The 23657-nt window shown below is 47.7% G+C and carries 19 protein-coding genes and 1 pseudogene; 10 read left to right on the top strand and 10 right to left on the bottom strand.

Annotated elements, in window-relative coordinates; translation table 11 throughout:
- Positions 1–145: 145 nt before the first annotated feature.
- Both ACYSNS_RS11735 and ACYSNS_RS11730 read left to right on the top strand, forming a co-directional pair.
- The gene (locus ACYSNS_RS11735) at positions 146–1108 is read left to right on the top strand and encodes a Gfo/Idh/MocA family protein (protein WP_461723347.1); all 963 of its coding nucleotides are present in this window, start codon (positions 146–148) and stop codon (positions 1106–1108) included.
- A 128-nt stretch (positions 1109–1236) separates the two neighbouring features.
- Entirely contained in the window at positions 1237–2355 is a 1119-nt protein-coding gene (locus ACYSNS_RS11730) for a DegT/DnrJ/EryC1/StrS family aminotransferase (protein ID WP_461723346.1), read from the top strand.
- A gap of 209 nt (positions 2356–2564) precedes the next feature.
- Here ACYSNS_RS11730 and ACYSNS_RS11725 read toward each other — a convergent pair whose 3' ends face one another.
- The 4 genes from ACYSNS_RS11725 to ACYSNS_RS11710 form a co-directional block, all read right to left on the bottom strand.
- Positions 2565–3962 (bottom strand): purine-cytosine permease family protein, encoded by a 1398-nt coding sequence (locus ACYSNS_RS11725; RefSeq protein WP_461723345.1) that lies wholly within the window; start codon positions 3960–3962, stop codon positions 2565–2567.
- A gap of 443 nt (positions 3963–4405) precedes the next feature.
- A complete protein-coding gene (locus tag ACYSNS_RS11720) occupies positions 4406–5728 on the bottom strand; it encodes an NCS2 family permease (RefSeq protein ID WP_461723344.1) in 1323 nt (440 codons plus the stop codon).
- Positions 5729–5994: 266 nt separating this feature from the next.
- Positions 5995–6798, bottom strand: coding sequence for a hypothetical protein (locus ACYSNS_RS11715; RefSeq protein WP_461723343.1), 804 nt, complete (start codon positions 6796–6798; stop codon positions 5995–5997).
- Between the two features lie 27 nt (positions 6799–6825).
- Positions 6826–7380, bottom strand: coding sequence for a DUF1134 domain-containing protein (locus ACYSNS_RS11710; protein ID WP_461723376.1), 555 nt, complete (start codon positions 7378–7380; stop codon positions 6826–6828).
- Positions 7381–7638: 258 nt separating this feature from the next.
- Here ACYSNS_RS11710 and chpT point away from each other — a divergent pair, with 258 nt between their 5' ends.
- Complete coding sequence (chpT, locus tag ACYSNS_RS11705) at positions 7639–8268, top strand: histidine phosphotransferase ChpT (protein ID WP_461723342.1); 630 nt, start codon at positions 7639–7641, stop codon at positions 8266–8268.
- A 226-nt stretch (positions 8269–8494) separates the two neighbouring features.
- Here the strand turns inward: chpT and ctrA are convergent, their stop codons facing one another.
- On the bottom strand, positions 8495–9196 hold the full coding sequence (gene ctrA, locus ACYSNS_RS11700; protein WP_461723341.1) for a response regulator transcription factor CtrA: 702 nt from the start codon (positions 9194–9196) through the stop codon (positions 8495–8497).
- Positions 9197–9778: 582 nt separating this feature from the next.
- On the opposite strand from ctrA, the gene ACYSNS_RS11695 reads away from it, so the two are divergent.
- Positions 9779–10165: a flagellar export protein FliJ gene (locus tag ACYSNS_RS11695; protein ID WP_461723340.1), complete on the top strand. Its 387-nt coding sequence runs from the start codon at positions 9779–9781 to the stop codon at positions 10163–10165.
- 384 nt (positions 10166–10549) lie between these two features.
- Here ACYSNS_RS11695 and sciP read toward each other — a convergent pair whose 3' ends face one another.
- The gene (gene sciP, locus ACYSNS_RS11690) at positions 10550–10825 is read right to left on the bottom strand and encodes a CtrA inhibitor SciP (RefSeq protein WP_461723339.1); all 276 of its coding nucleotides are present in this window, start codon (positions 10823–10825) and stop codon (positions 10550–10552) included.
- 348 nt (positions 10826–11173) lie between these two features.
- Between sciP and mnmA the strand changes: the two genes are divergently transcribed.
- The gene (gene mnmA, locus ACYSNS_RS11685; protein WP_461723338.1) at positions 11174–12370 is read left to right on the top strand and encodes a tRNA 2-thiouridine(34) synthase MnmA; all 1197 of its coding nucleotides are present in this window, start codon (positions 11174–11176) and stop codon (positions 12368–12370) included.
- A 48-nt stretch (positions 12371–12418) separates the two neighbouring features.
- Here the strand turns inward: mnmA and ACYSNS_RS11680 are convergent, their stop codons facing one another.
- From ACYSNS_RS11680 to ACYSNS_RS11665, 4 genes and pseudogenes are all read right to left on the bottom strand, one after another.
- The gene (locus ACYSNS_RS11680) at positions 12419–13234 is read right to left on the bottom strand and encodes a TrmH family RNA methyltransferase (protein WP_461723337.1); all 816 of its coding nucleotides are present in this window, start codon (positions 13232–13234) and stop codon (positions 12419–12421) included.
- A gap of 12 nt (positions 13235–13246) precedes the next feature.
- A complete protein-coding gene (locus ACYSNS_RS11675) occupies positions 13247–14287 on the bottom strand; it encodes an ATP-binding cassette domain-containing protein (RefSeq protein WP_461723336.1) in 1041 nt (346 codons plus the stop codon).
- The gene (choW, locus tag ACYSNS_RS11670) at positions 14288–15139 is read right to left on the bottom strand and encodes a choline ABC transporter permease subunit (RefSeq protein WP_461723375.1); all 852 of its coding nucleotides are present in this window, start codon (positions 15137–15139) and stop codon (positions 14288–14290) included.
- Positions 15137–16048 (bottom strand): annotated as a pseudogene (locus tag ACYSNS_RS11665) (choline ABC transporter substrate-binding protein); the annotation flags it as partial. The pseudogene ACYSNS_RS11665 and the gene choW, both read right to left, overlap by 3 nt.
- 141 nt (positions 16049–16189) lie before the next feature.
- Here ACYSNS_RS11665 and ACYSNS_RS11660 point away from each other — a divergent pair.
- The 5 genes from ACYSNS_RS11660 to leuA all read left to right on the top strand — a co-directional run bounded on the left by ACYSNS_RS11660 (position 16190) and on the right by leuA (position 23290).
- Positions 16190–17155, top strand: coding sequence for a small ribosomal subunit Rsm22 family protein (locus ACYSNS_RS11660; RefSeq protein ID WP_461723335.1), 966 nt, complete (start codon positions 16190–16192; stop codon positions 17153–17155).
- Positions 17156–17617: 462 nt separating this feature from the next.
- Entirely contained in the window at positions 17618–19798 is a 2181-nt protein-coding gene (locus ACYSNS_RS11655) for an anthranilate synthase (RefSeq protein WP_461723334.1), read from the top strand.
- Positions 19798–20706, top strand: a complete 909-nt coding sequence (locus ACYSNS_RS11650; protein ID WP_461723333.1) for a cation diffusion facilitator family transporter — start codon at positions 19798–19800, stop codon at positions 20704–20706. Before ACYSNS_RS11655 ends, ACYSNS_RS11650 begins: the two co-directional genes overlap by 1 nt.
- An 11-nt stretch (positions 20707–20717) precedes the next feature.
- The gene (locus tag ACYSNS_RS11645) at positions 20718–21293 is read left to right on the top strand and encodes an NUDIX domain-containing protein (RefSeq protein WP_461723332.1); all 576 of its coding nucleotides are present in this window, start codon (positions 20718–20720) and stop codon (positions 21291–21293) included.
- A gap of 305 nt (positions 21294–21598) precedes the next feature.
- Entirely contained in the window at positions 21599–23290 is a 1692-nt protein-coding gene (gene leuA / locus ACYSNS_RS11640) for a 2-isopropylmalate synthase (protein WP_461723331.1), read from the top strand.
- The last annotated feature ends 367 nt before the right edge of the window (positions 23291–23657 follow it).

The following is a 23657-nucleotide window of genomic DNA, read 5'->3' as shown; positions in this document are numbered from 1 at the left end:
TTAACCGTGGCGCGGATATAAGGCGTTGATGGACACTCTGTCAAGCATCGATTTTGAGCTTTTCTCTTGTCATTGGCTCTCATCACCGATATTGAACGAATGAGACATGGCTTTTTATACCAGCAGTCAGGATAAGGCATAGACAATGGCGCCACGCGTAGCAGTTTTAGGATGCGGTTACTGGGGGAGTAACCATATACGCACCTTGAAAGGTTTGGGAGCACTTGCAGCCGTTTCCGATGCGAACCCGCATCGGGCAGAAGGCTTTGCAGCTGAACATGATGTTGAAGCAATAGCAGTTGACGCGCTTTTCACCAGAGATGACATTGATGCTCTTGTTTTAGCTTTGCCACCACAGTTCCATGCTGAAAACGCCATTCGTGCGGTTGAAAACGGCAAGGACGTGTTGGTTGAGAAGCCTATTGCGCTTAATGTCCCCGATGCAGAACGTGAAGTACGCATAGCCCGCGAGCATAAACGTATATTTATGGTCGGCCACGTATTGCGCTTCCACCCCGCTTTTGAAAAAATGCTTCAATTGGTCAATAGCGGTGAGCTCGGCGAAGTGAGGTATATCCATTCCCACCGTCTAGGGTTAGGGAAATTCCATACCGAAAGTGACGCATTGTGGGATTTGGCACCACATGACTTATCCATGATATTGGCGTTGACGGGATGTGAGCCTTCAGAAGTGCGTGGTGAGGGTGCGGCTATTATTGACCAGCTTTCTGACTTTGCCCATGTGCATATGACTTTCCCAAGCGGGTTGCGCAGCCATTTGTTTGCGTCACGCCTTAATCCGTATCGTGAAAGGCGTTTGACCGTGGTCGGGACAAAGGCAATGGCTGTCTTTGACGATGTCGAACCGTGGGATCGTAAGCTGGCAATCTATCGTTTTGAAGTTTGGCAGGACAATAATCAGTGGGCGTTTACGGCTGATGAGCCGGAATATATCGCGGTTGATGAAGGCATGCCTTTGACACGGGAATTGCAGCATTTCCTTCATTGCATTGAAACGCGAGAGGAACCACGTACCAACGGGGACGAAGCCATTGCGGTGCTACGCATCCTGACCACTGGCAGCGTTGACCATGGCGTGAAAAAGTAGTTTTCAAAAGCTGTTACACAAATGACCGAACTTTGATTGTCCTTGTGCATTTGTAAGCGGTATTACAAAGCGGGAGATATTGGAAATCTGATTCGTCAGTTTATGTCGCTGATAGCAACGGAGTTAACATGCAATTTATTGATCTTGGTGCGCAACGCGCGCGTATTGAAGGCAAAATTAATGCCGCTATCGCTCGTGTGGTAGAAAGTGGAAAATATATTCTTGGTCCCGAAGTCAGCGAACTGGAAAAACAGTTGGCCGATTACATTGGCGTTAAACACGTTATCGGCTGCGCCAACGGTACAGATGCCTTGATGATGCCGCTTATGGCGAAGAATATCGGTCCTGGCGATGCCGTTTTTTGTCCGAGCTTTACCTTTGCAGCAACTGCGGAAGTTGTGGCTTTGGTTGGTGCAGAGCCGGTTTTTGTCGATATTCAGCCGGATACATTCAATATCGATCCTGAAAAGTTGGCTGAAGCGGTTGAAATGGTCAAAAAGGAAGGGCGTTTGACACCTCGCGCCATTATCCCCGTCGATCTTTTTGGCTTGGCTGCAGACTACGCCCAGATATCCGCTGTTGCTGCTAAGGAAAATTTATTTGTTATCGAAGATGCTGCCCAATCTATAGGCGGCAAACGTGACAACGCTATGTGCGGTGCTTTTGGTAATGTCGCTGCGACCAGCTTCTATCCGGCCAAACCACTTGGCTGCTACGGCGACGGTGGTGCGATGTTCACCGACGACGACGAGCTTGCTGACCGTTTGCGATCTATCCTTTTTCATGGAAAAGGAGAAACCCAATATGACAACGTCCGCGTGGGACTGAATTCCCGGCTTGATACAATACAGGCTGCCGTCCTCTTGGAAAAACTGGCTATCTTAGAAGATGAAATGGAAAAGAGAGCCGTTATCGGACAACGCTATACCGATGGCTTGAAAGATATTTTGAAAGCGCCCGTTCTTGCATCGGGAATGCGTTCAGCCTACGCACAGTATACAATTGAAGTGGAAGATCGTGACCGGTTGAAAGCGCATTTGCAAAGTGCGGGAGTCCCCACGATGATCTATTACATCAAGCCATTGCACCAACAAACAGCTTATCATCATTATCCGCAAGGCCCGGGTGGTTTGCCTGTGTCTGAGTACGCTGCTGATCATGTGTTAAGCTTGCCGATGCATCCTTATCTTTCTACAAGTGATCAGGATGCTGTTATCGCTGCAATTAGACAGTTCTACGGAGCATAAGCTTTTTTGCTTCGAACGGCTCCTGTATGAAGCCACTGAATTGAATGGAAATAAAAAAGGTCGATGTAAATCGACCTTTTTGCGTTTTGCGGGTAGGTTCTGATGCGAGAGCGCTTTTCGACCTGATGCTATCCGGCCGGCGCGTCTCAAGCTTTTGATTTGTCGCGCTATCTTATCCGATTAATGGTTCACATTAATCGGGAACCGCTCTAACTATCATCTGGAAAGATCATTTGATCGGGAACTTTGGTGGTTGCCTTGGCCCACACATAATAAATAATTCCCGTTACAAATAGGCTCACTATCCATGAGATATCAGCTCCACCGAGAGCTTTTGCGATCGGGCCTTCATAAAGTGTCAGATTGAAAAATGGTATCTGGATAACGACGCCGATAAAATAACTGGTCAATGCAGCCGCATTATAAGCACCATAGCGGCCCTTGACGTCATACAGGGCAGGAACATCGACCTTTTCGCGCGATATAAGATAGTAATCAATAAGATTGATCGCGCTCCACGGCACAAACATTGCCAAAAGCAGTAGAACAAAATTTTTGAATTTGTTCAAAAAATCCGCGCTACCCCACAAAGCAATAAAAACCGATACCATTATGAATCCGACGATGATGCTGGCACGCAAGAATGGTGTGATATACTGGCTTCTTTTAAAAGCACTTACGGTGGTTAAAATGGACATGCAGCCGCCATAGGCATTCAAGCAGGACACTGTGAGTTTACCACAGACAATGACGAAATAGGTCAGCATTGCAGCTAGAAAGGGACCGGCTAAGGCGCCTAGAAAGATTACCTGATTGGACTTGAATTCATTGCCGACAAGCGCCGCTATGATCACGCCGAATGTCATCGATATCTGGGCACCAATACAAGTTCCCAGAAATGTCATCCAAAACGTTTTGCTGGATGGGGTGTCGGCGGGGAGATATCGCGAATAATCTGCAACATAAGGTGCAAAGGTCAACTGCCAGCCGGCGGAAAGCGCCATGCTCAAAACGAATGTCGAGATTGAAAAAGGCTTTTGACCAAAAGCGTCTAAAATGTTGTGACCGGCTAATAATCTGTAGGTCAGATAAATAAAACCGATAATGCTGACAACCGTTGCCACGCGACCAATAATGTGAATGAGGCGGTAGCCGATTATGGCAATCACCGCGGTCAACAAACCGAATATAATGATACCAAAAGCCGGAGCTTGAACCCCTGCCATAAGATTGATGGCCTGTCCTGACAGAACTGTACCGGTTGCAGCGAAACCAAGATACATGAGAACAACAAGAACCAGCGGCAACACCGCGCCTTTAACGCCGAATTGAGCCCTGCTTGAAATCATCTGTGGAAGTCCCAGATGCGGCCCCTGAGCCGAATGGAGAGCCATGACGATCCCGCCTAATATATTCCCCGCAAGAAGGCCCAAAATAGCGGTCAGGGCTTCCGTACCAAACGCTACAGCCAACGCACCGTCGACTATGGCGGTGATTTGCAAATTCGCCGCCATCCAAAGTGTAAATTGGTTAAAGGGTGAGCCATGGCGTTCTTTAATTGGCACCATGTCGATTGTACGCCGCTCGATGATTGGTTTTTCAGCCATCAATTTGTTCCCATCTATTTGTTTGTTTTTTTGTATAGACATAATAGCGGAAATGAAAGTTTGTCAAGCGCTTGGGCTGCGATATCCTCGTCCGGTTTAGCGGTTAGCCGCGCATTGAAAATATGCAAGCCGATGACATATCCAGCATCAATCAAGTGGCGTTCACACCGCCTAATCATTGGCCGCCATGGCAGCTGGGCGTGGCTATTGGCCACTGGTTAGCTCCTAAAGAAGCAAGGAAAAGGAAGAACGATGAAATCATCGAGGTCTTTTGCAAAAAAAAGCATTGCATTAGCAATTGTCAGCTTTCCGCATATGATCGATGCAACATTCTACGAAAGCAACGACACCATTGTTTTTACCATCCGAAGCCTTAGACAAACTGCATATTTATGATGTCCATTCAACGAATCTAACGGTTGTTGCGCCGGCATGATGCCTTTTCAAATTAAGCCAGCTTCCATTACAAAACGGATGATAAACAGCGCTGCGATAATCCATGTTGCAGGATGCACTTCACGCCATTTTCCGGTGAGTGTTTTCAATAGGGCATAACTGATAAAGCCGAATGCCAGGCCGTTGGCGATCGAATAGGTCAAAGGCATTAAAAGTGCCGTAAGCGCGGCAGGGGCAGCATCAACAAGATTATTCCAGTTGATTTCAGCGAACTCGCGCATCATCAAGCATGCGACGAAGAGAAGGGCAGGGGCAGTAGCGTAAGCCGGGATTGAAAGAGCAATTGGCGCGAGAAAGAGAGCCAGGAGAAACAGCACAGCTACGGTCAATGCTGTAAGGCCTGTTCGGCCACCAGCTGCAACACCAGAGGCACTTTCGACGTAGGCTGTAGTAGAACTTGTACCGATCAACGAACCGGCCAAAATGGCGGTACTATCCGCAAAAAGTGCTTTACCAAGATTATTCGGTTTATCCTGCGGAATAAGACCGGCACGTTTTCCAACGCCGATTAATGTGCCGGTTGCATCAAATACTTCCACCAGCACGAAGACAAGCAATACATGGAAAATACCGGTATTCAAAACACCCATAATATCAAGTTGAAGAAAGGTCGGGGCAACTGAGGGGGGAAGTGAAACGCCACCGCTTTTAAGCAGGTTTTGGAAATTCTGATACCCCGCATCCGTAAAGATGAAGGAAAGGATGGTCACAACGAGGATACCGATTAAAATTGCTCCGCGCACTTTAAAGGCATCCAGTGCAACTATAACAATAAGTCCGATCCCGGCGAGAATGGGGCCTGTTTTTGTTACATCTCCCAAGCCGACAAGGGTTGCCTCACTTTTGACGACAACACCGGCGTTCTGCAATGCCACCATGGCCAGAAACATGCCAATTCCCGCTGCTATCGCACTTCGAAGAGATTGCGGGACGCCATCAATCAGCCAGCGTCGAATGCCGGTGGCTGTCAGAATGATGAATACAATGCCTGAAAGAAAAACTGCGCCAAGTGCCTGTTGCCAGCTATAACCCATTGTTAACACGACGGAGTAGGCAAAAAACGCATTTAGCCCCATGCCAGGTGCCATGCCTACAGGCCAGTTTGCTACCAACCCCATGATGACACTGCCCAGCGCAGCCGCCAAACATGTAGCTACGAATACCGCACCTTTATCCATGCCGGCATCACCCAATATGTTGGGATTGACGGCAAGAATATAGGACATCGTCAAAAAGGTTGTAAAACCGGCTGCGATTTCAATGCCCACACGGCTATTGTTTTCTTTTAAGCGGAAAAGTTTCTCAAGCATGTAGCCAATCCCTCTTACGTCGACGCATGTCGCATTCAATCCAACCCAACGTTTGATAATGTATCAGCTATGGCTTTCCCGCACGTTGGATGACCTGCGGTACCGCATTCAACCCAAAGCCCCCGTTCCCCAAACAAAGGCTAATACCCTACATTACGTTGAATAAAAGATACTCTATACAGGTGGAAGGCAAAGACGCTACACCGTAAAGCACCGTAATGGCCCTTAATGCATATGATTCACAGTTTTCTGACGGTGTGAGCCCATCAATCCGTCACAGCTTTTTGCTGGCGTTTTGTTTTTGTAGCCTGCTTTTTCCGCGTTGTTTTATTTTTTTCTACAGTGTTTGGCGCAATCTGCTTGCGGATACGTGCGGCAAGACTCTTTTCACCACGTGCTCCCTTTACCAATTCGCGAATTGGCGAGGTTTCCCCTTCGGCGTCAGCTGTCTTCGCCGCCAATAACGCAGCCAAGTCTATCATCTCTTGGCGTAGCTTCACAATTGATGACTGATCGTTGCCACTATTGCTGGTTTTCTGGGTGGATTTTGCCAAGAGCTGCTTTAACTCGGATATTTCAGCGCGAAGGGTTTTCAATTCGGCTTCTTGCGCCGCCACATCAACACGCACGAGCTTCTCCTTAAACAGAAATTCGCGTAATTCATGAAGATTACGTCCATTATTATTCTCAAGTGCTGTAACAAGCTGTTTTTCGACGTCCAATTCATCACGGGTATCAGCAAGCTGTTCTTCCAAGATCAGTGTGCGCTTTTCAACCTCACCCATCCGGTAGAATTGTTCCTTGGCGGAGTCCAGTTGGATCTTCTGACTGTTGTATCTTTCGAGCAATGAAGCATATTTCTCTTCAAGGCGAACGAGCTCCACCGCATGGCGTGCGCGCAAAAAATCCCTATCCGCCTGTACTTCGGTTAGAGAAAGCGGCACTTCGCTGGCAATCACTTTCCGCGCAAGAAAAAGGGCGCGTCGCCATGCAACTGGAGCTATCAAAATAAGCACGAGCGCTGTGGCGGCGATGCCGAGAATAAAGAATAAAACCGACTGTATAAGCATAAAACGACCCGGCCAAACGACTGAAGGTTAAAAAGGATTCCATGTTGCAGCCGGTGTCAGTTTCAAGTAGCCGATATTTATGCCCAATCGGGCACCAACACCGGTGCGCACGGGCACCAGAAGGACATTTTGCCTTTTAAGCACATGAAAGCCCACGCCGGCAACAAAATACGCTGATCCCGAGACGCCTGCATAACGGCCCCAGAGATTATTAACATTATCTAGATCGTAAACCAAAATCATCAAGCGCGATCCTTGACCACCAAAATCCCACCCGACGGATGGACCTTGCCAGAAAACTTTGTGATCGCCTGCATTTTTTGTGTAAAGCTGACCTTCACCGTAGGTGAGGCCACCCACAAATGCGCCAGAACCTTCTTCACCGAGAATATAACCATTTGGCAGGCCATATTTTGAGAAAATATTTTCGATAGCCGTTGCCATGCCGCCAGCAGCATCACCAAAAAAACGGTGTCCGGAATCAACAATCTCTTGCGAAGAATAACGTGCATCTTGCTGTTGCTGGTTTTCCATCTGCGCAGAAGCCAATCCAACATTGGCAAAAAACAGGCAAGTGAACATAAAAACGACTTTGCGCCAGTGAAAACGGATGGAATGGGTCATTGGGTTTCCCCTTTTTTGGTCACTCTATTACTGGAACAGCACTGGGCTGTATCCGATTCGATGTGATGCTAACCATCAAAGCTATTCAAATCCTTAAATCCGGCCAAAATAGGTAAAGAAACTTCGTAAAAGCGATTTTTTATAATCATCCATGGAATCTTAAGGCTTTTGGATAACAATCGGTCGCCTATCAAGAATTCAGGAGTTAACCGCAAAATGTCGCTCGCCGTCACCCTAAGCCCTGCCGATTTAGCTGCTTTGCTTTGCAGCCGTATTTGTCATGATCTGATATCGCCGGTTGGTGCCATTAACAATGGAATGGAACTCTACGACGAGGGTGGCGCAGAAGAAGATGCCTTGCAATTGATCCGTATGTCAGCGGCCAATGCTTCTGCAAGATTGCAATTTGCACGGATTGCGTTTGGCGCGGCAGGTTCGGCAGGCAGTGAGATTGACACCGGTGATGCCGAGCAGGTTGCCAAAAACTATATGGCGAACGAGAAAGCAAATCTCGAATGGCGGGCACAACGCTTGCTGTTACCAAAAAATGAAGTCAAGCTTTTGCTCAATCTGTTGCTTACAGCAAATGCGGCAATTCCACGCGGCGGCGACATTATACTGACTATCGTTGAACAAGCCGGAAAACGTAAATTCCAGTTTGATGTAAGCGGCAAAATGCTGCGCGTGCCGCCGAAATTTTTAGAACTTTATAATGGCCAGACGCCGGATGATGCAATCGATGCACATGCGATCCAGCCATATTATACACTTCTACTATCGGAACTGAGTGGTATGTCAATTTCCGTCCAAGTAGCTCCGGAAACCATCACATTTTCAGCAGGCTGAAATTGCTCACGTCTTGCCGGGTCTAGGGATGCACCACACCTTGCTGTGTATCTCTAGCTTTGATTGAAAACATCCAGAGAAGATGTTTCGGTTCGGTTAAAAAAGATTCTTACAATACAGCGATCGTCAATTGCTATAGCCAAATAGAAAAGCCCATGACAGTTTTTCGTCATGGGCGTTTAATATAAGATAGATTTGTTGCCGAATTAATGCGGCATTAAACATTTTAAGCTGTTTCGCGTAGCGCTTCGCCCATCGGTTCGCGCAATACGTATCCACGGCCCCAAACGGTCTCGATGTAATTGATGCCCCCAGAAACCGCATCAAGCTTTTTCCGCAGTTTGCAGATGAATACGTCGATGATTTTCAATTCTGGTTCGTCCATTCCGCCGTATAGGTGGTTCAGGAACATTTCCTTCGTCAAGGTTGTGCCTTTGCGCAAGGATAGCAGCTCAAGCATTTGATATTCTTTGCCGGTCAGGTGAACGGGATGGCCGCCGATTTCAACTGTTTTGGCATCAAGATTTACAATCAGATCCCCGGTTGTGATAACGGATTGTGCATGACCTTTGGAACGACGGACGATCGCATGGATACGGGCAATCAGTTCGTCCTTGTGGAAAGGCTTGGTCATATAGTCATCGGCACCAAAACCGAGGCCACGGACTTTATCCTCAATTCCGCCCATACCAGAAAGGATGAGGATTGGTGTTTTAACCTTGGATAAACGCAGTGTACGCAACACTTCATAACCAGACATATCCGGCAGGTTGAGATCGAGCAAGATGATATCATAATCATAAAGCTTGCCGAGATCGACACCCTCTTCGCCGAGGTCGGTTGTGTAAACATTAAAACTCTCCGACTTCAACATCAGCTCGATACTGGTAGCTGTGGCGCTGTCGTCTTCAATCAATAATACGCGCATTCGAATATCCCCTTTCCGCCAGCCGAATCAGGCATGACCGTGGTACATGGCAAACAACCGCATATCCGGCTGCTCAGTTGATCTAAAAACACCATAAAATCATACTCTTGAACTAGAAGTGCAAATTTATGGTCTGGCAGCACGCAGAACAGTCGTTGCCTCTTTCCCCACTTTGCATGAGAATGGTTAACAAAATATGATTCTTGTTGGCAAGTGGTTAATATATTTTTATGAGAAAAAACATGTATTCAGTTGATTCAAGGGAGAAAAAAGTAAAATTTTATGCTTAATATTTACTTTAAGAAAATGCTCTAAGTGATTCAGCTGACTCAGAGTTTTACGGTTAAAAAACTGTCTTTTTGTTTACCGAGCTTTAAGCCTCTCCCCCTATAGTGTGTGAAGACCGTAAATAATTGGTTACCGAATGGCATGGATTCGTGTTGAGCAAACATGGAAAAAGCCGAAAATTGTATCGCTCAGGCTATGCGAAGCACTGTGTTTTTGGTGTGCTGATGCGGGTGGGTACAATAAACAGCATGATGGCGTGAACGCGTATTGTTCACGGAGTAGGGAGTACTGCGTATGAAGCCGCGTGAAAGTGTGGTTCGACTAAAGATGTTTCAGGTGCGCGAAAAACGCCGCCAAATATCGCAGCTTGATATGATGATGGCTGAGTTTGAAAGAATGGCAACGGAACTGGAAATGCAGATTGCCAGTGAGGAACGCAAATCGGGTCTGACCGACATTCATCATTTTGCTTATCCGACTTTTGCACGTGCTGCGCGTCAACGTCGTGAAAATTTGATGAATTCCATTCGCGATCTCCAAATCCAAAAAGCCTCGGCTGAAATGGCTTTGCACGAATCAGAAGCTGAACTTGAACGTGCGCAGGCATTAGAGGAACGGGACGGGAAAGTTCTTGCAGAAGACGAGATTGTATTTGTTCAGCGTCGTTCGATGATCGGATAAAATGCCTGAGCGGCGAAGGTTCCCCATTGAGAGATGACGGCTGGACCTTTAAGGACACGTTTGTCAGGCTTGAGTAATTCCACACATTTGCGCGGCTGAAAGGTGGCGCAAAATGTGTTGACATTAAATAGGGGGCGCTGCTTTGCGCCCAATGCTCGGCTAATATCGTATCAAAAACTGGTTAAAGTGTTAAGGAATGGTCGGGAAACCGGCCATTTTTTGTTTGCGCAACTATAGATTTAAAGAGAGATGTCGTCTCTGCAAAAAAACGCTCTGGTTCATCTGCGTTTGATTGGTCAGTTGGCAAAAAAAAACAGTCGATCTTTCAGATGAAAGATACGACTGTTTTTAATATATTCACGGTCCAGAATGATTGATGTGCAATCAGTGTCTGTATTGCTGGATGCGTGTGGTACGCAATCCTGCCAGACCATGCTCATCTATCGAGCACTGCCAAGAAAGAAACTCTTCCACCGTCAACGTGTAACGTTGGCAAGCTTCATCGAGGCTCAAGAGCCCCCCTCGGACAGCAGCAACGACTTCTGCTTTGCGACGTATAACCCAGCGCCGTGTATTGGTTGGCGGCAGATCGGTAATCGTGAGCGGACTTCCATCCGGGCCGATAACATATTTTACTCGTGGTCTTACCAATTCGGTCATTGTACTCTCTACTCTTATTCAAGGACCTGACGCGACCATAGCGGCTTAGCTTTAAAAAAGACCTAAACAGGAAGAAAGGAAAAGTTAATAAAATCCGAGAAGTGCCGTTTCCAGAAAATAAAATATTGTTATATTACAGATGGTTATACGTTTAGTGTGTTTTTGTTTAAAGTTGAATAAAAAACACCACTTTATTTTTTTTCACTTTTTTTATAAAATATCGCCACAGCGAGCGATTTCTTGATATCGCGCAACATGCAATTTTCCTCCTTGATGGTTGTATAGCGTCTTCAAAACGCAATATAAGGTCTGTTGGAAATAGGCGTAATGCAAACAGAAGGTGAATTTATGTCTCTCAACAGTCTCGACCTTCCAGGCCGTCCCGAAGATACTCGCGTGGTAGTTGCCATGTCGGGAGGAGTTGATTCTTCTGTCGTTGCCGGTTTGTTGAAAAAAGAAGGTTATGATGTTGTCGGCGTGACATTACAACTATACGATCATGGGGCGGCCGCCCATCGTGTAGGGTCTTGTTGTGCCGGTCAGGATATTGAGGACGCGAGGCGTGTCTCTGAAACCTTGGGCATTCCGCATTATGTGCTGGATTATGAAGCGCGCTTTCGTGAAGCGGTTATAAATCCTTTTGCCGAGAGCTATGCCCACGGGGAAACTCCTATTCCATGCGTAGCATGCAATCAGACTGTAAAATTCGCTGATCTTTTGTCAACCGCAAGGGAATTGGGTGCCGATGCGCTTGCAACGGGCCATTATATACGCAGCCGAGCCAACGGCGCTCATCGTGCGATGTTCCGTCCGGTCGATGCGGATCGCGATCAAAGTTATTTTCTGTTTGCTACAACGCAGGAGCAGATTGACTATTTGCGTTTTCCTTTAGGGGATCTTCCTAAGCCAAGGGTACGTGAAATCGCTGCGGAAATGGGGCTTTCTGTTGCTGACAAGCACGATAGTCAGGACATTTGTTTTGTCCCGCAAGGAAAGTACACCGACGTGATTGCCAAGCTTCGGCCGGAAGCAGCAAATCCCGGCGACATTGTTCATATTGACGGTCGCATACTGGGAAAACATTCAGGTATAGTCAATTACACGATTGGCCAGCGACGTGGCATTGGCATCGCCACGGGTGATGCGCTTTATGTGGTTCATCTTGATGCTGATAATGCGCGTGTTATTGTCGGCCCGCGCGAAGCGTTGGAAACACATAAACTGTTTCTTCGCGATGCAAACTGGCTTGGTGACGAAGCATTGGAAGATTTCCCTGCTGAGGGTATTGCTGTTGCTGCAAAAGTCCGTTCGACAAGGCCGCCGCGTCCGGCAATTCTACGTTATGAGGCTGATACTTTCTCGGTTGAATTGCTCGAAGGCGAAAGCGGAGTAGCCCCGGGGCAGGCATGTGTTCTCTATAATCAGGATGACAATGACGCTCGCGTTTTAGGTGGTGGTTTTATTGCCCGTTCAGAACGGGCGGCCGAAGCTGAGGCCATGTTAAAGCAACTTCTGGTTAATTTGAAAACCGAAACGGCAGCCTGATAAAGACTCGCGCCCATTTTGCGAGTGGCGCACAAAGTGCCACTCCATTTAGTTGAGTTTATTGAAATCGGCAAAATGGGCTAGGGCCAAACCGGTCGCTGTGGCAACGTTCAAGCTGTCGAAATCATAGGCAATGGGAATTCGCAAAGTTTCAACATTGCGCAACACGAAATCTGGTAATCCTTCGCCCTCGGTACCAAAGATCAGAGCTGTCCTATCAGCAATTTCAGCGTCTTTTAAATAATTGGGCGCGGAGGGCGATAACGCGTAGATACGGAAATTTTCAGCATTCAAAGCGGTCAAAATATCGCCGATATCTTCACCTTGTGTGTAGGGAACTTTTAGGGCTGCTCCTACAGATACCCTAATCGATTTGCGATAAAGGGGATCGCAACTTGTTTTATCGACAATAATACCATCGGCTGCAAAGGCGGCGGCATTACGAAATATAGAACCCATGTTATCGTGGTTTGATATGCCGCATAATACCGGCACCAAAGCTCGTTGTGGCAGGCTTTGCAGAAAGTCTTCAAGACTTGGCAGGTCAATACGCGCCCCAATGCCCAAAATACCACGATGCACATGGAAGCCGGCAATCTCGTCAATGATTTTCTGTGGCACGCAATAAATTGGACATGCGGGCTGGGTTTTTTCAAGAAGTGGCATCAAGCCCAAAAGGCGGCCAGCGACAACCAACAGCGATTGAGGCGCAAAACGGTTCGATGTCAACAATGAGGACAGAACAACCTTGCCTTCGGCAATGAATTGATGCTGCCGCCCGACCAGATCTTTTTCGCGTATATCGCGATAAGCTGCCAGCCGCGGATCATCAGATTCGTGGATTGTCGTAATGTCCAATGTCATGCTGCTTATCTATCATCGTTTTTGATGTTCCGCCAGATGATGGATGATATCTTCCTGCTCGATAACGCCGATAATACGGCCATTTTCCGCCACACCTATTGCCCCGCTTTTTCGATCGCAGGCGGTGATAAGATCACGAAGGCTGGTATCCGGTTTGGCAACAGCTGCCACTGTGACGTCGGCGTTGACCGGATTAAGTGCGCGCATAATATGACGAGCGGTCAAAAAATTAAGCGGATTTATATGTCGTACAAAATTGGCTACATGCTCGTTTGCCGGGTTTAAAACGATTTCTTGCGGACTGCCACATTGCAAGATGCGGCCATCTTCCATGATGGCGATGCGATTTCCCATTTTGATTGCTTCATCAAGATCATGACTGACGAAGATGAGAGTTTTGTTCAACCGTTGTTGCAGTTGGAGAAGTTCATCCTGCAAATGATTGCGAATAAGCGGATCGAGCGCGGAAAACGGCTCATCCATCAGTAAAACCGGTGCACCTGTTGCAAAGGCCCGTGCCAAGCCGATGCGCTGCTGCATGCCGCCGGACAATTCTGTGACCAAGCGATTTGACCATTCACGCAAACCGACAAGATCAAGTTGCTCGTCAATGATGGCTTGGCGTTGTTTCTTGTTGAAACCGGCGACTTCCAGTCCGAAGCCGATATTATCAGCGACAGTGCGCCAAGGGAATAATCCAAATTGCTGGAAAACCATCGATACCAAGCGCGTTCGCAAAAACCGCAATTGTTCCGAGGATGCATTCGTCACATCAATTTCTTGATTGATATCTCCCAGATAGATGTGTCCGGTAACAGGTCTTATCAGACGGTTGATAGTGCGCAAGAGCGTTGACTTTCCAGAACCTGAAAGCCCCATAAGCACGAGCGTTTCACCTTCTGCAATATCAAGGCTGCACTGGTGGACACCCAGAACCGTATTTGTAAGTTCTTTGATCTCACCGCGCGTGGCCCCTTCGTCGGCCAGCGCCAGAGCCTCTCGCTGGCGGGTGCCAAATAAAACACTCACATCATCAATAATGACTCTTGCCATCTAGTGTGCCTTTCCAGGACGGAACAAGCGATCAAGCACAATAGCAACAACCACAATGACACATCCGGCTTCAAAACCCATGGCTGCATCATGTTGCTGGAGCGCGCGGTATACTTTGACGCCAAGACCATTGCCGCCCACCGTTGCAGCGATGACCACCATAGATAAAGACAGCATGATGGTTTGGGTCATGCCAGCGCGAATTTGCGGCATAGCATGGGGAAATTCCACCTTCCACAATATTTGGCGTCTGTTGCTGCCAAAAGCTTTTCCTGCCTCAATAAGCGCTTTTGGTGTAGAAGCGATGCCTTGCTGAGCAAGGCGTATAGGTGCCGGTAAAACGAAGACAATCGTTGCAATCAATCCGGGGACCATGCCGATACGAAAGAAGATGATGGCCGGAATGAGATAGACAAATGTGGGTAGGGTCTGCATGAGATCCAGAATCGGTTGTACCCATCGGTAAAGGCGAGGGCGGTGGGCGCAGGCTATACCGATTGGAACCCCAAAACCCATACATAAAATACATGACCAGAATAACAGCGTAAGTGTTTCCATCGTATCAACCCAGTAGCCTTGGTTGATGACAAAGGCAAAGCCCAAGGCCGTGAGCAGAACAACCCGCCAATTGCGCTGTATAAACCAGGCTACGGCGCTTAGGAACGCGATAAGGAGCAGCGGATTGGGCCACAAGAAGATTGCCAATGTCGTCTTTAATAAAGCATCGAGCCCCAATCGGATGGTATCGAAAAACAGGCTGGCATGGTTCTTAAGCCATTCAACAATAACGTTGGCCGCTTTACCTACGGGAAGTTTATAGTCTTCCGACGCCTGCGTTTCATTTTGCGCCAAGGCGGTTTGAACGGCCTGCAATGCATCATCACCGTCAATCGTTGTGACGTTTGCCAACCAAGGCGCGATGGCTTCCGGGTTCGCCCGCAACCATTCTTGTGCAGCGCGAGAAGGATCTTCACCACGATCCAGAATAGCGCCCATGATCTGGTTTTCAGCCGATAGACTGAATTCAAGGTTCTTCAATAATTGCCCGACATTACCGCATTGCTGGCTATAGCCTTTACGGACATTGGTTCCCACCTTGGCGCCGCCAAAGTTCGGTCCAAAATAAGCGTCGCCACCATTTAGATAAGCCATTTTGAAGCGCACATTCATTGGGTGGGGTTCCCAGCCCAAGAAAACGATTGGCTTGTTTTCACGAATGCGCGCTTCGACTTCCGCCAGCATCGCTTGTTCGGATGTTTCCACGATGTGGAAGTCTTTTAGGCCGTATGCGCCGTCCTTCAACATGGATAAAATTGTGCGGTTTCCATCATTTCCCGGTTCTATGCCGTAAATGGCGTGGCCCAACGCATCACCAAACTTTCCGATGTCGGAAAAGTTTTTCAATCCCTGATCATAGGCGAATTGCGGAACGGCCAACGTATATTTTGCGCCGGTGAGATTATAGCGCAGGGTTTCGACGCTGCCGTCATCCAGATAGGGTTTGAGATCGGGCGTCATGGACGGATTCCAATAACCCAAAAAAACATCGATATCGCCGCTTGATAAAGAAGCATAGGTGACAGGCACAGAAAGGATACGGATTTCGGTTTGATAGCCAAGCGCCTTGAGCAAAGTCGTAGCGATACCTGTCGTGGCAGAAATGTCTGTCCACCCGGTATCGGCGAATCTGACCAGCTTGCAGGCTTCCGGTTCTTTGGCAGCAACCAAAGAACAGGAAAGCATGAACGCTGCGAAGCTCATTATGAGTTTTTTCAAGAAAACCGGCAAAATGGTCTGCAATCCCTCAATTGCGGAAATAATTATGATTGGCTATGGGTTAGACTATTTCAATAAAAAATGAAATAAGCCTGAACATAAAAGCTTTTTTATCAGGGTGTATCCATGCAGCTGCCGGCAAAACTGAAAGGAGCGATTGATGAGCTTCTTGAACAAACGCGCTTGGCGGAACTCGAGGCAGCCAGCGCGCGCCTAACACGCCGCTATCGCGCAGAAAAGCGCGATGGCACAATGCATTTGAACAGCCGTATTGCTGCACATGCTTATCTGGCCGCACGTCTACCCGCTACATATGCAGCGGTTTATTCATCTTTAGAATATATCCGCGAACTCATTCCGGATTTTACACCGCAAAGTCAGCTGGATGTTGGGGCAGGGCCGGGTACAGCGCTTTATGCAGCCAGCCAGGTTTTTTCGTCACTTACAAAGGCTACGCTGGTAGAGCAAAGTGAGGACATCCAGCATTCCGGTCAATTCTTATCGTCAAAAGCTGTTGATTTTGTACCGACATGGACGCGCGCGAATATAACAAATCTCGCGGCGTGTGGATTATCCGCTGCAGACCTTGTGACGCTTGCCTATGTGCTTGATGAATTGGAGCCAGATAGCCAAGACCATCTGATCGATGCCTTATGGCAACTGACGCATTCCATTCTCGTGATTGTGGAACCCGGTACACCAGCTGGCTGGAATCGCTTGATGCATCAACGCAAGCGATTACTCGATGCCGGTGCTTATATGATTGCACCTTGTCCCCATAGCAACGAATGCCCGGTGAAAGCACCCGACTGGTGTCATTTTTCCGTCAGAGTGGAAAGATCACGACTCCATCGTCAGACGAAACAGGCCGCCGTCCCATTCGAAGATGAAAAATTTTGTTACATCGCATTTTCAAAAAAAACGCTTAATTTTGATTATCGACGCGTTTTAAATACACCGCGCCGTAGCGCTGGAAAAATAGATTTGACCCTGTGTTGGCCAAATGGAGAAAAAAAATCCGAAATTGTAACGAAAAAGAATATGGATTTTTATCGTTTGGCGCGCCGGTGCGACTGGGGAGGTATAATTTAATTATTTAAACCATAGGTTGCAAAATTAGTTGACTATTTTGCGGACTACGCTATATTCAAAATTACCGAACACATTGAACAACGTTTTCTGTATCGGTTGCAGGCAATTAGGTCCCCCGCTATTTCCTAAGCCTGTATACCCCTTGATTGGATAGGGGGGAAAAGTCCGGGTCCCCAATGCCCGGACTTTTCTTTTTTTTGAAAATTTTTAAATTCAAATTACAACCTATGGCTGCGATTTTTCTCGCGCATTTTGATATTGCATCCGTTGAGCTGACAGGATAAAAGGAAGTCATGAAGAATACATGCACATTCACAGCTTGGTGGTGGGGTCGCACATAGCGGCCGTACATGTTTAGGTGTGCGAATTTATGGAACAAGGCCGCGACGGAAAACCGGGCGGCCTTTTTCTATACTCCGTGCCGGTCCTGTTGGTAGCCTAGAGAGCAACGGAATTTATAACATGGGTGAAAAAATGACGGAACATCACGGTCTGGAATATCGAACAAAGGGTGGGATCGCCGTTACCAGACAAAGGCAGGCTATTGCTTATGATGGTGCAATTGATAACCTTATTGATGCGCTGGATAGTCATCGCGGCGCAGTCTTTTCGTCGAATTTCGAGTATCCAGGCCGCTACACGCGTTGGGATTCCGGTATAGTTGATCCGCCAATCGCCATCACGACCCGCCAACGTCATGTCAAGATAGAGGCGTTGAACGCTCGCGGTGAAATATTGCTGCATGCGATTGCGCCTGTCGTAGAGGCTTTGCCGGATGTAAACATTGTCGAGATATCGAAGCATTTGCTAACGGCCGATATCGCGCAGCCGGGGCGTGTCTTTACCGAAGAAGAACGCTCGCGGATACCGTCAGTGTTTACGGTGTTGCGCGCAGTCGTCGATTTGTTTTTTTCATCCGAGGATAAAAGTCTCGGTCTCTATGGGGCATTCGGTTACGATCTGGCGTTCCAATTCGAGCCGATAGAATTCAAGATTGAGCGTCCACAAGATCAACGTGATCTCGTTCTCTATCTTCCGGATTCGATACTCATTGTTGACCACTATTCGGCGCAAGCATGGGTAGACCATTATGATTTTTCATTTGCTGAAAAGTCGACGCATGGATTGCCACGCGAAACAAAAGCCTATCCATTTAAACCCGCAGATAAGGCTCCACCGCAAGGCGATCACAACCCCGGCGAATATGCGCAACTGGTGCGTGATGCCAAGGAGAGTTTCAAACGGGGTGATCTTTTCGAGGTTGTTCCTGGTCAAACTTTTTTTGAGCCGTGTAACAGCAAGCCTTCTGCGATCAGCAAACGCTTGAAAGTTACAAATCCTTCGCCTTATTCTTTTTTCATCAATCTTGGTGAGCAGGAATATTTAGTGGGTGCCTCTCCAGAAATGTTCGTGCGGGTTTCAGGACGGCGTGTTGAGACATGTCCGATATCGGGCACGATCAAACGCGGTGAAGACGCAATTTCGGATTCAGAACAAATCTTGAAACTGCTGAATTCCAAGAAAGATGAATCTGAACTGACGATGTGTTCGGATGTGGATCGTAATGATAAAAGCCGCGTGTGCGAGCCAGGTTCGGTGCGGGTGATTGGGCGTCGTCAGATTGAAATGTATTCACGGTTGATCCACACCGTTGATCATATCGAAGGCCGACTTCGTGAGGGTATGGATGCATTTGATGCTTTTCTATCGCATGCATGGGCCGTAACCGTAACCGGAGCGCCAAAACTGTGGGCGATGCGGTTTATTGAGAACCATGAGAGAAGCGCGCGCGCATGGTATGGCGGTGCGATTGGCATGATGCATTTCAACGGAGACATGAATACGGGGCTTACGCTGCGTACCGTGCGTATCAAGGACGGGATCGCCGCGGTGCGTGCTGGTGCTACGCTGCTGTTTGATTCTAACCCGGAAGAAGAAGAAGCTGAGACACAGCTCAAAGCTTCGGCGATGATCGCCGCTATTCGTGATAGTGCCAAGAGTAATGAGATCGTGGACGATCGGCAAGCGCACAAGGTTGGTCAGGGCCGCAAGATCCTTCTAGTCGATCATGAGGATTCGTTCGTACACACGCTTGCCAACTATTTCCGGCAGACGGGAGCGGAGGTGACGACGGTCCGCACACCAGTCGCGGATGAAGTGTTTGATCGTCTCAAACCTGATCTCGTCGTATTGTCACCCGGCCCGGGAATGCCGAAAGACTTCGACTGCAATGCGACGATTGAACGTGCCCGTCGGCGTAATATCCCCATCTTCGGCGTTTGTCTTGGCTTACAGGCGCTGACGGAAGCTTATGGTGGGGAACTTCGCCAGCTGGGCTTGCCGATGCATGGCAAACCGTCTCGTATCCGCGTCAGCGAACCCGGTATTGTGTTCAACGGATTGCCAAAAGAAATCACTGTCGGACGTTATCATTCCATTTTTGCCGACCCGAGTCGGTTGCCTGATGTTTTCAATGTCACGGCAGAGACTCAAGATGGTATAATCATGGGTATTGAGCATAAACGGGAACCGGTAGCCGCTGTACAATTCCATCCTGAATCTATTATGAGCTTAGGTGGTGATGCAGGTATGCGCATGATTGAAAATGTTGTTGCCCATTTGATAAAAAAGGTTGGTCGGTAATGGACGCAAAGGCAAGGGTGAAAAGACTGGCAATTTGGTCCATTCCAATTGCCCTTATTGTATTTGCGCTCAAATATTGGGCCTATTACATAACCGGTTCGGTCGCGCTTTATTCGGATGCACTGGAATCAATAGTCAATGTTATTGCTGCATTGGCTGCTTGGTGGGCAATCAGCATCAGCATGAAACCAGCAGATCAGGAGCATCCGTTTGGACACCATAAAGCCGAGTATTTTTCGGCTGTTCTTGAAGGTGCATTGATTATCGTCGCAGCGCTGATGATTTTGAATGAATCATGGTCGGCTCTTTCGGCTGCACGCTTGCCGGAACAACCAGGCCTTGGCCTTGGAATCAATTTGCTGGCCGGTGTCTTAAACGCAGTTTGGGCAATGGTACTCATCCGCCAAGGAAGATTGCATCGTTCACCTGCTTTGAAAGCGGATGGTCTACATCTTATGACGGATGTGTTTACGTCAGTTGGTGTTCTGATTGGTTTGGTGGCAGCCTTGTTGACCGGCTGGGCTATTCTTGATCCTATTCTGGCTATCATTGTCGCGTTGAATATTCTGTGGCAGGGATGGAAGGTTATCAACAATTCCGTGCAAGGTTTGATGGATGTTGGTGTTGAACTGGAGGAGACGATGCGCATTCGCGATATCGTATCATCCAATGCAGCTGGCGCCATCGAAGCCCATGATCTGCGCACCCGTATTGCAGGACGTGCCACCTTCATAGAATTCCATTTGGTTGTACCAGCTGTAATGAGCGTTGGTGAGGCCCATCAAATTTGTGACCGAATTGAAGACGCAATTAAATCTGAAATAGAAAGTGCGCGTATTGTTATCCATGTCGAACCTGAAGAGGAAGCAAAACTACCGCTCGGAACGACAGCGGTGCCATTTGCTTGACCGGTACGTCCATGGATAAAATCAGAAACTTGAACCAAACGGTCCTTTCTGATGGCTGGAGGCGTCTGACCTCGGTGTCCTACGAACAATTGGATGCGGGTGGTCATTGGCAGCCGCAAAAACGCGAAGTCTATCATTCAGGCAAAGCGGTTGCAGTTTTACCCTTCGACGAAATGCGCAAAACCGTGCTTCTGGTAAAACAGTTTCGCGTTCCAGCCTACCTTGAAATCGGTGCTTCCGGTTTATTAGAGGCATGTGCAGGCCTTGTGGATGAAGGCGAGACGGCGGAGGAGGCGGTTATAAGGGAAGCGCAGGAAGAGCTTGGCTATAACATCGACGCGTTAAGCAACATCTTTCAAGGTTTTACGAGCCCCGGTTATTCAACGGAACAACTCTTGCTATATTTGGCACGCTACCGACCAGAATATCACAAGGGGCCGGGAGGTGGATTGCCGCAGGAGGGGGAAGACATTGAAATTATTGAATTGCCTATTGGTAACGCACTAAAACTTCTCGACGATCATCAAATTCACGATATGAAAACAGCCTTTCTTTTGGCAGCATTGCGCTTGCGGCTTAGCGAATAAACAATGTTTGATATGTTGTTTGATAAAAAGATTGCGTGAAATAAAAACCTATGTAATATTTAAATCCATGGACAGTATAGAACCAACTTTTGTGAGCATGAATGTCTCTGCCGAGTGCAGTGATGTCGCTCTGTGCGTTCTAAACTCGCTTCTTCTTGACCTTATGAGCGGTTGCCGGGTCCGGTGAGGGGCGCCCGGCGGCCGTAAGCCTGCCGGCATTATTGCTCCTCTTTTCTCAAATCCATTATATCAATATACTGGTTATTCCGGTCACGTTAAGAAGAGTTTGTTTCATGAATATTGCAATGTCCCAACATCGCCCCGCTAAAGGTATGCCGGATGCGTCTGTAAAATATCAACCTTACCCGCAGATCGATTTGAAGAATCGTACTTGGCCGGACAAAAGAATCGAAAAAGCGCCAATATGGTGTTCAGTGGATTTGCGCGATGGCAATCAGGCGTTGATCGACCCGATGGGACAAGATCGTAAAGAGCGCATGTTTCGATTGCTGGTTGCAATGGGCTTTCCCGAAATTGAAATTGGATTTCCTTCTGCCTCGCAGACCGATTTCGATTTTGCGCGCTGGTGCATCGAAAAGGGTAATGTTCCGGATTATTTAAGCCTTCAGGTGTTGGTGCAATGCCGACCGGAACTCATCACCCGTACATTTGAAGCGCTGGAAGGTGCACATCATCCGATCATTCATTTCTACAACTCAACAAGCGAGTTGCAGCGCCGTGTAGTTTTCGGGAAAGATGTTGCCGGCATCAAGCAAATCGCCACCGATGCTGCAAAAATGATTATGGATATGTCTGCTAAGGCCGGTGGGGATTATCGTTTTCAGTATTCGCCCGAAAGTTTCACCGGAACTGAATTGGAAGTTGCACTGGAAATTTCCAATGCGGTTATTGAAATAGTTAAACCGACGCCTGAAAATAAGATGATTTTGAATCTGCCGTCTACGGTCGAAATGTCATCGCCAAATATTTACGCAGACCAGATTGAATGGATGTGTCGTCATATCGATCGGCGCGATAGCATCATTATCTCTTTACATCCGCACAATGATCGTGGTTGTGGCATTGCCGCAACCGAGTTGGGCTTGATGGCCGGTGCAGATCGTGTTGAAGGTACCTTGTTCGGGAATGGCGAGCGCACTGGCAATGTCGATATCGTCACCTTGGCGCTCAACATGTTTACCCAGGGTATTGATCCCGAGTTGGACTGTTCCGATATCGAAAAAATGAAAGAAGTCTACGAATATTGTAACCAGTTGACTATCCCCGAGCGTCATCCCTATGTTGGCGAATTGGTATACACCGCCTTCTCAGGCTCGCATCAGGATGCAATTAACAAAGGTATGAAGGCTATCAAGACTGCCAACAAGCCTTTGTGGGAAGTTCCGTATCTTCCGATTGATCCGCAGGATGTTGGGCGTTCCTATGAAGCGATTATAAGGATCAACTCGCAATCGGGAAAAGGCGGCATCGCATACATTCTACAACAGGATTACGGCTTGAATTTACCACGTGCTATGCAGGTAGAATTCAGAAATGTAATCCAGGATATAACCGATCAAGAAGGTAAGGAATTACCGTCTCAACGTATCTATGATGAGTTTATTAAAACCTATGTCAGTCAGCCAGGGTCACGTTTCAACTTTGTTGACCATCAAACGATCAATGATCCCGCAGATCGAAGCAAACGTATTGTTACGGCGGAAATTACTGACAATGGTGTTGTCCGTTCCATAGAAGGTAAGGGAACCGGACTGGTCGATGGGTTTATTGACGCGCTATCGAAATATTTGGAAACAAAAATTTCTGTTGTCGACTATTCCGAGCACTCTCTACAGCAAGGATCCGATGCTACGGCTATCTGTTATATGGAAATCGCCCATCCTGGAGGCAAAGTATTTGGCGTGGCTATTGATGACAACATCGCAACAGCGTCACTTGCTGCTATTATTTCCGCGGTCAACCGTATCGTGACGTAAGCCTAAGCCCTGTTTTGCCAATTAAATGCCGTCTGATGTATGATGACATCGGGCGGCATTCTTTTTAAAGGTTGGTTGAGCTATATCCAGTAAAGTGTATTTATCGTTCACTTCGTTTTAGAGCGGTTCCCGATTGATATGACCCATCAATCGAATAAGATACCGCGACAAATCAAAAGCTTGAGACGCGCCGGCCGGATAGCATCAGGTCGAAAAGCGCTCTAGAGCATTTCCAGAAAAAGTTGAATCGGCTTTTTCGTTGGACAATGCGACAAATAAAAAATCTGGAGCAAATCCATTCACCAACTAAAAGAAGGTTTGCTCTAGTGAGAGTGATAAACAGCGCCCGAGCATGGTGATAGATGGG

The sequence above is a fragment of the Bartonella sp. LJL80 genome, from assembly GCF_054871565.1.
Note: the sequence above shows the minus strand (reverse complement) of the source record. Positions and strands in the feature narration are given on the sequence as shown.

Coding starts and splice junctions, on each gene's coding strand:
- mnmA (WP_461723338.1), top strand. CDS start 11,174: ATGTCTCTCAACAGTCTCGACCTTCCAGGCCGTCCCGAAGATACTCGC.
- ACYSNS_RS11695 (WP_461723340.1), top strand. CDS start 9,779: ATGAAGCCGCGTGAAAGTGTGGTTCGACTAAAGATGTTTCAGGTGCGC.
- ACYSNS_RS11675 (WP_461723336.1), bottom strand. CDS start 14,287: ATGGCAAGAGTCATTATTGATGATGTGAGTGTTTTATTTGGCACCCGC.
- sciP (WP_461723339.1), bottom strand. CDS start 10,825: ATGACCGAATTGGTAAGACCACGAGTAAAATATGTTATCGGCCCGGAT.
- ACYSNS_RS11650 (WP_461723333.1), top strand. CDS start 19,798: ATGGACGCAAAGGCAAGGGTGAAAAGACTGGCAATTTGGTCCATTCCA.
- ACYSNS_RS11730 (WP_461723346.1), top strand. CDS start 1,237: ATGCAATTTATTGATCTTGGTGCGCAACGCGCGCGTATTGAAGGCAAA.
- ACYSNS_RS11680 (WP_461723337.1), bottom strand. CDS start 13,234: ATGACATTGGACATTACGACAATCCACGAATCTGATGATCCGCGGCTG.
- ACYSNS_RS11715 (WP_461723343.1), bottom strand. CDS start 6,798: ATGCTTATACAGTCGGTTTTATTCTTTATTCTCGGCATCGCCGCCACA.
- ACYSNS_RS11645 (WP_461723332.1), top strand. CDS start 20,718: ATGGATAAAATCAGAAACTTGAACCAAACGGTCCTTTCTGATGGCTGG.
- ACYSNS_RS11735 (WP_461723347.1), top strand. CDS start 146: ATGGCGCCACGCGTAGCAGTTTTAGGATGCGGTTACTGGGGGAGTAAC.
- chpT (WP_461723342.1), top strand. CDS start 7,639: ATGTCGCTCGCCGTCACCCTAAGCCCTGCCGATTTAGCTGCTTTGCTT.
- leuA (WP_461723331.1), top strand. CDS start 21,599: ATGTCCCAACATCGCCCCGCTAAAGGTATGCCGGATGCGTCTGTAAAA.
- ctrA (WP_461723341.1), bottom strand. CDS start 9,196: ATGCGCGTATTATTGATTGAAGACGACAGCGCCACAGCTACCAGTATC.
- ACYSNS_RS11655 (WP_461723334.1), top strand. CDS start 17,618: ATGGGTGAAAAAATGACGGAACATCACGGTCTGGAATATCGAACAAAG.
- ACYSNS_RS11725 (WP_461723345.1), bottom strand. CDS start 3,962: ATGGCTGAAAAACCAATCATCGAGCGGCGTACAATCGACATGGTGCCA.
- ACYSNS_RS11710 (WP_461723376.1), bottom strand. CDS start 7,380: ATGTTCACTTGCCTGTTTTTTGCCAATGTTGGATTGGCTTCTGCGCAG.
- ACYSNS_RS11720 (WP_461723344.1), bottom strand. CDS start 5,728: ATGCTTGAGAAACTTTTCCGCTTAAAAGAAAACAATAGCCGTGTGGGC.
- ACYSNS_RS11660 (WP_461723335.1), top strand. CDS start 16,190: ATGCAGCTGCCGGCAAAACTGAAAGGAGCGATTGATGAGCTTCTTGAA.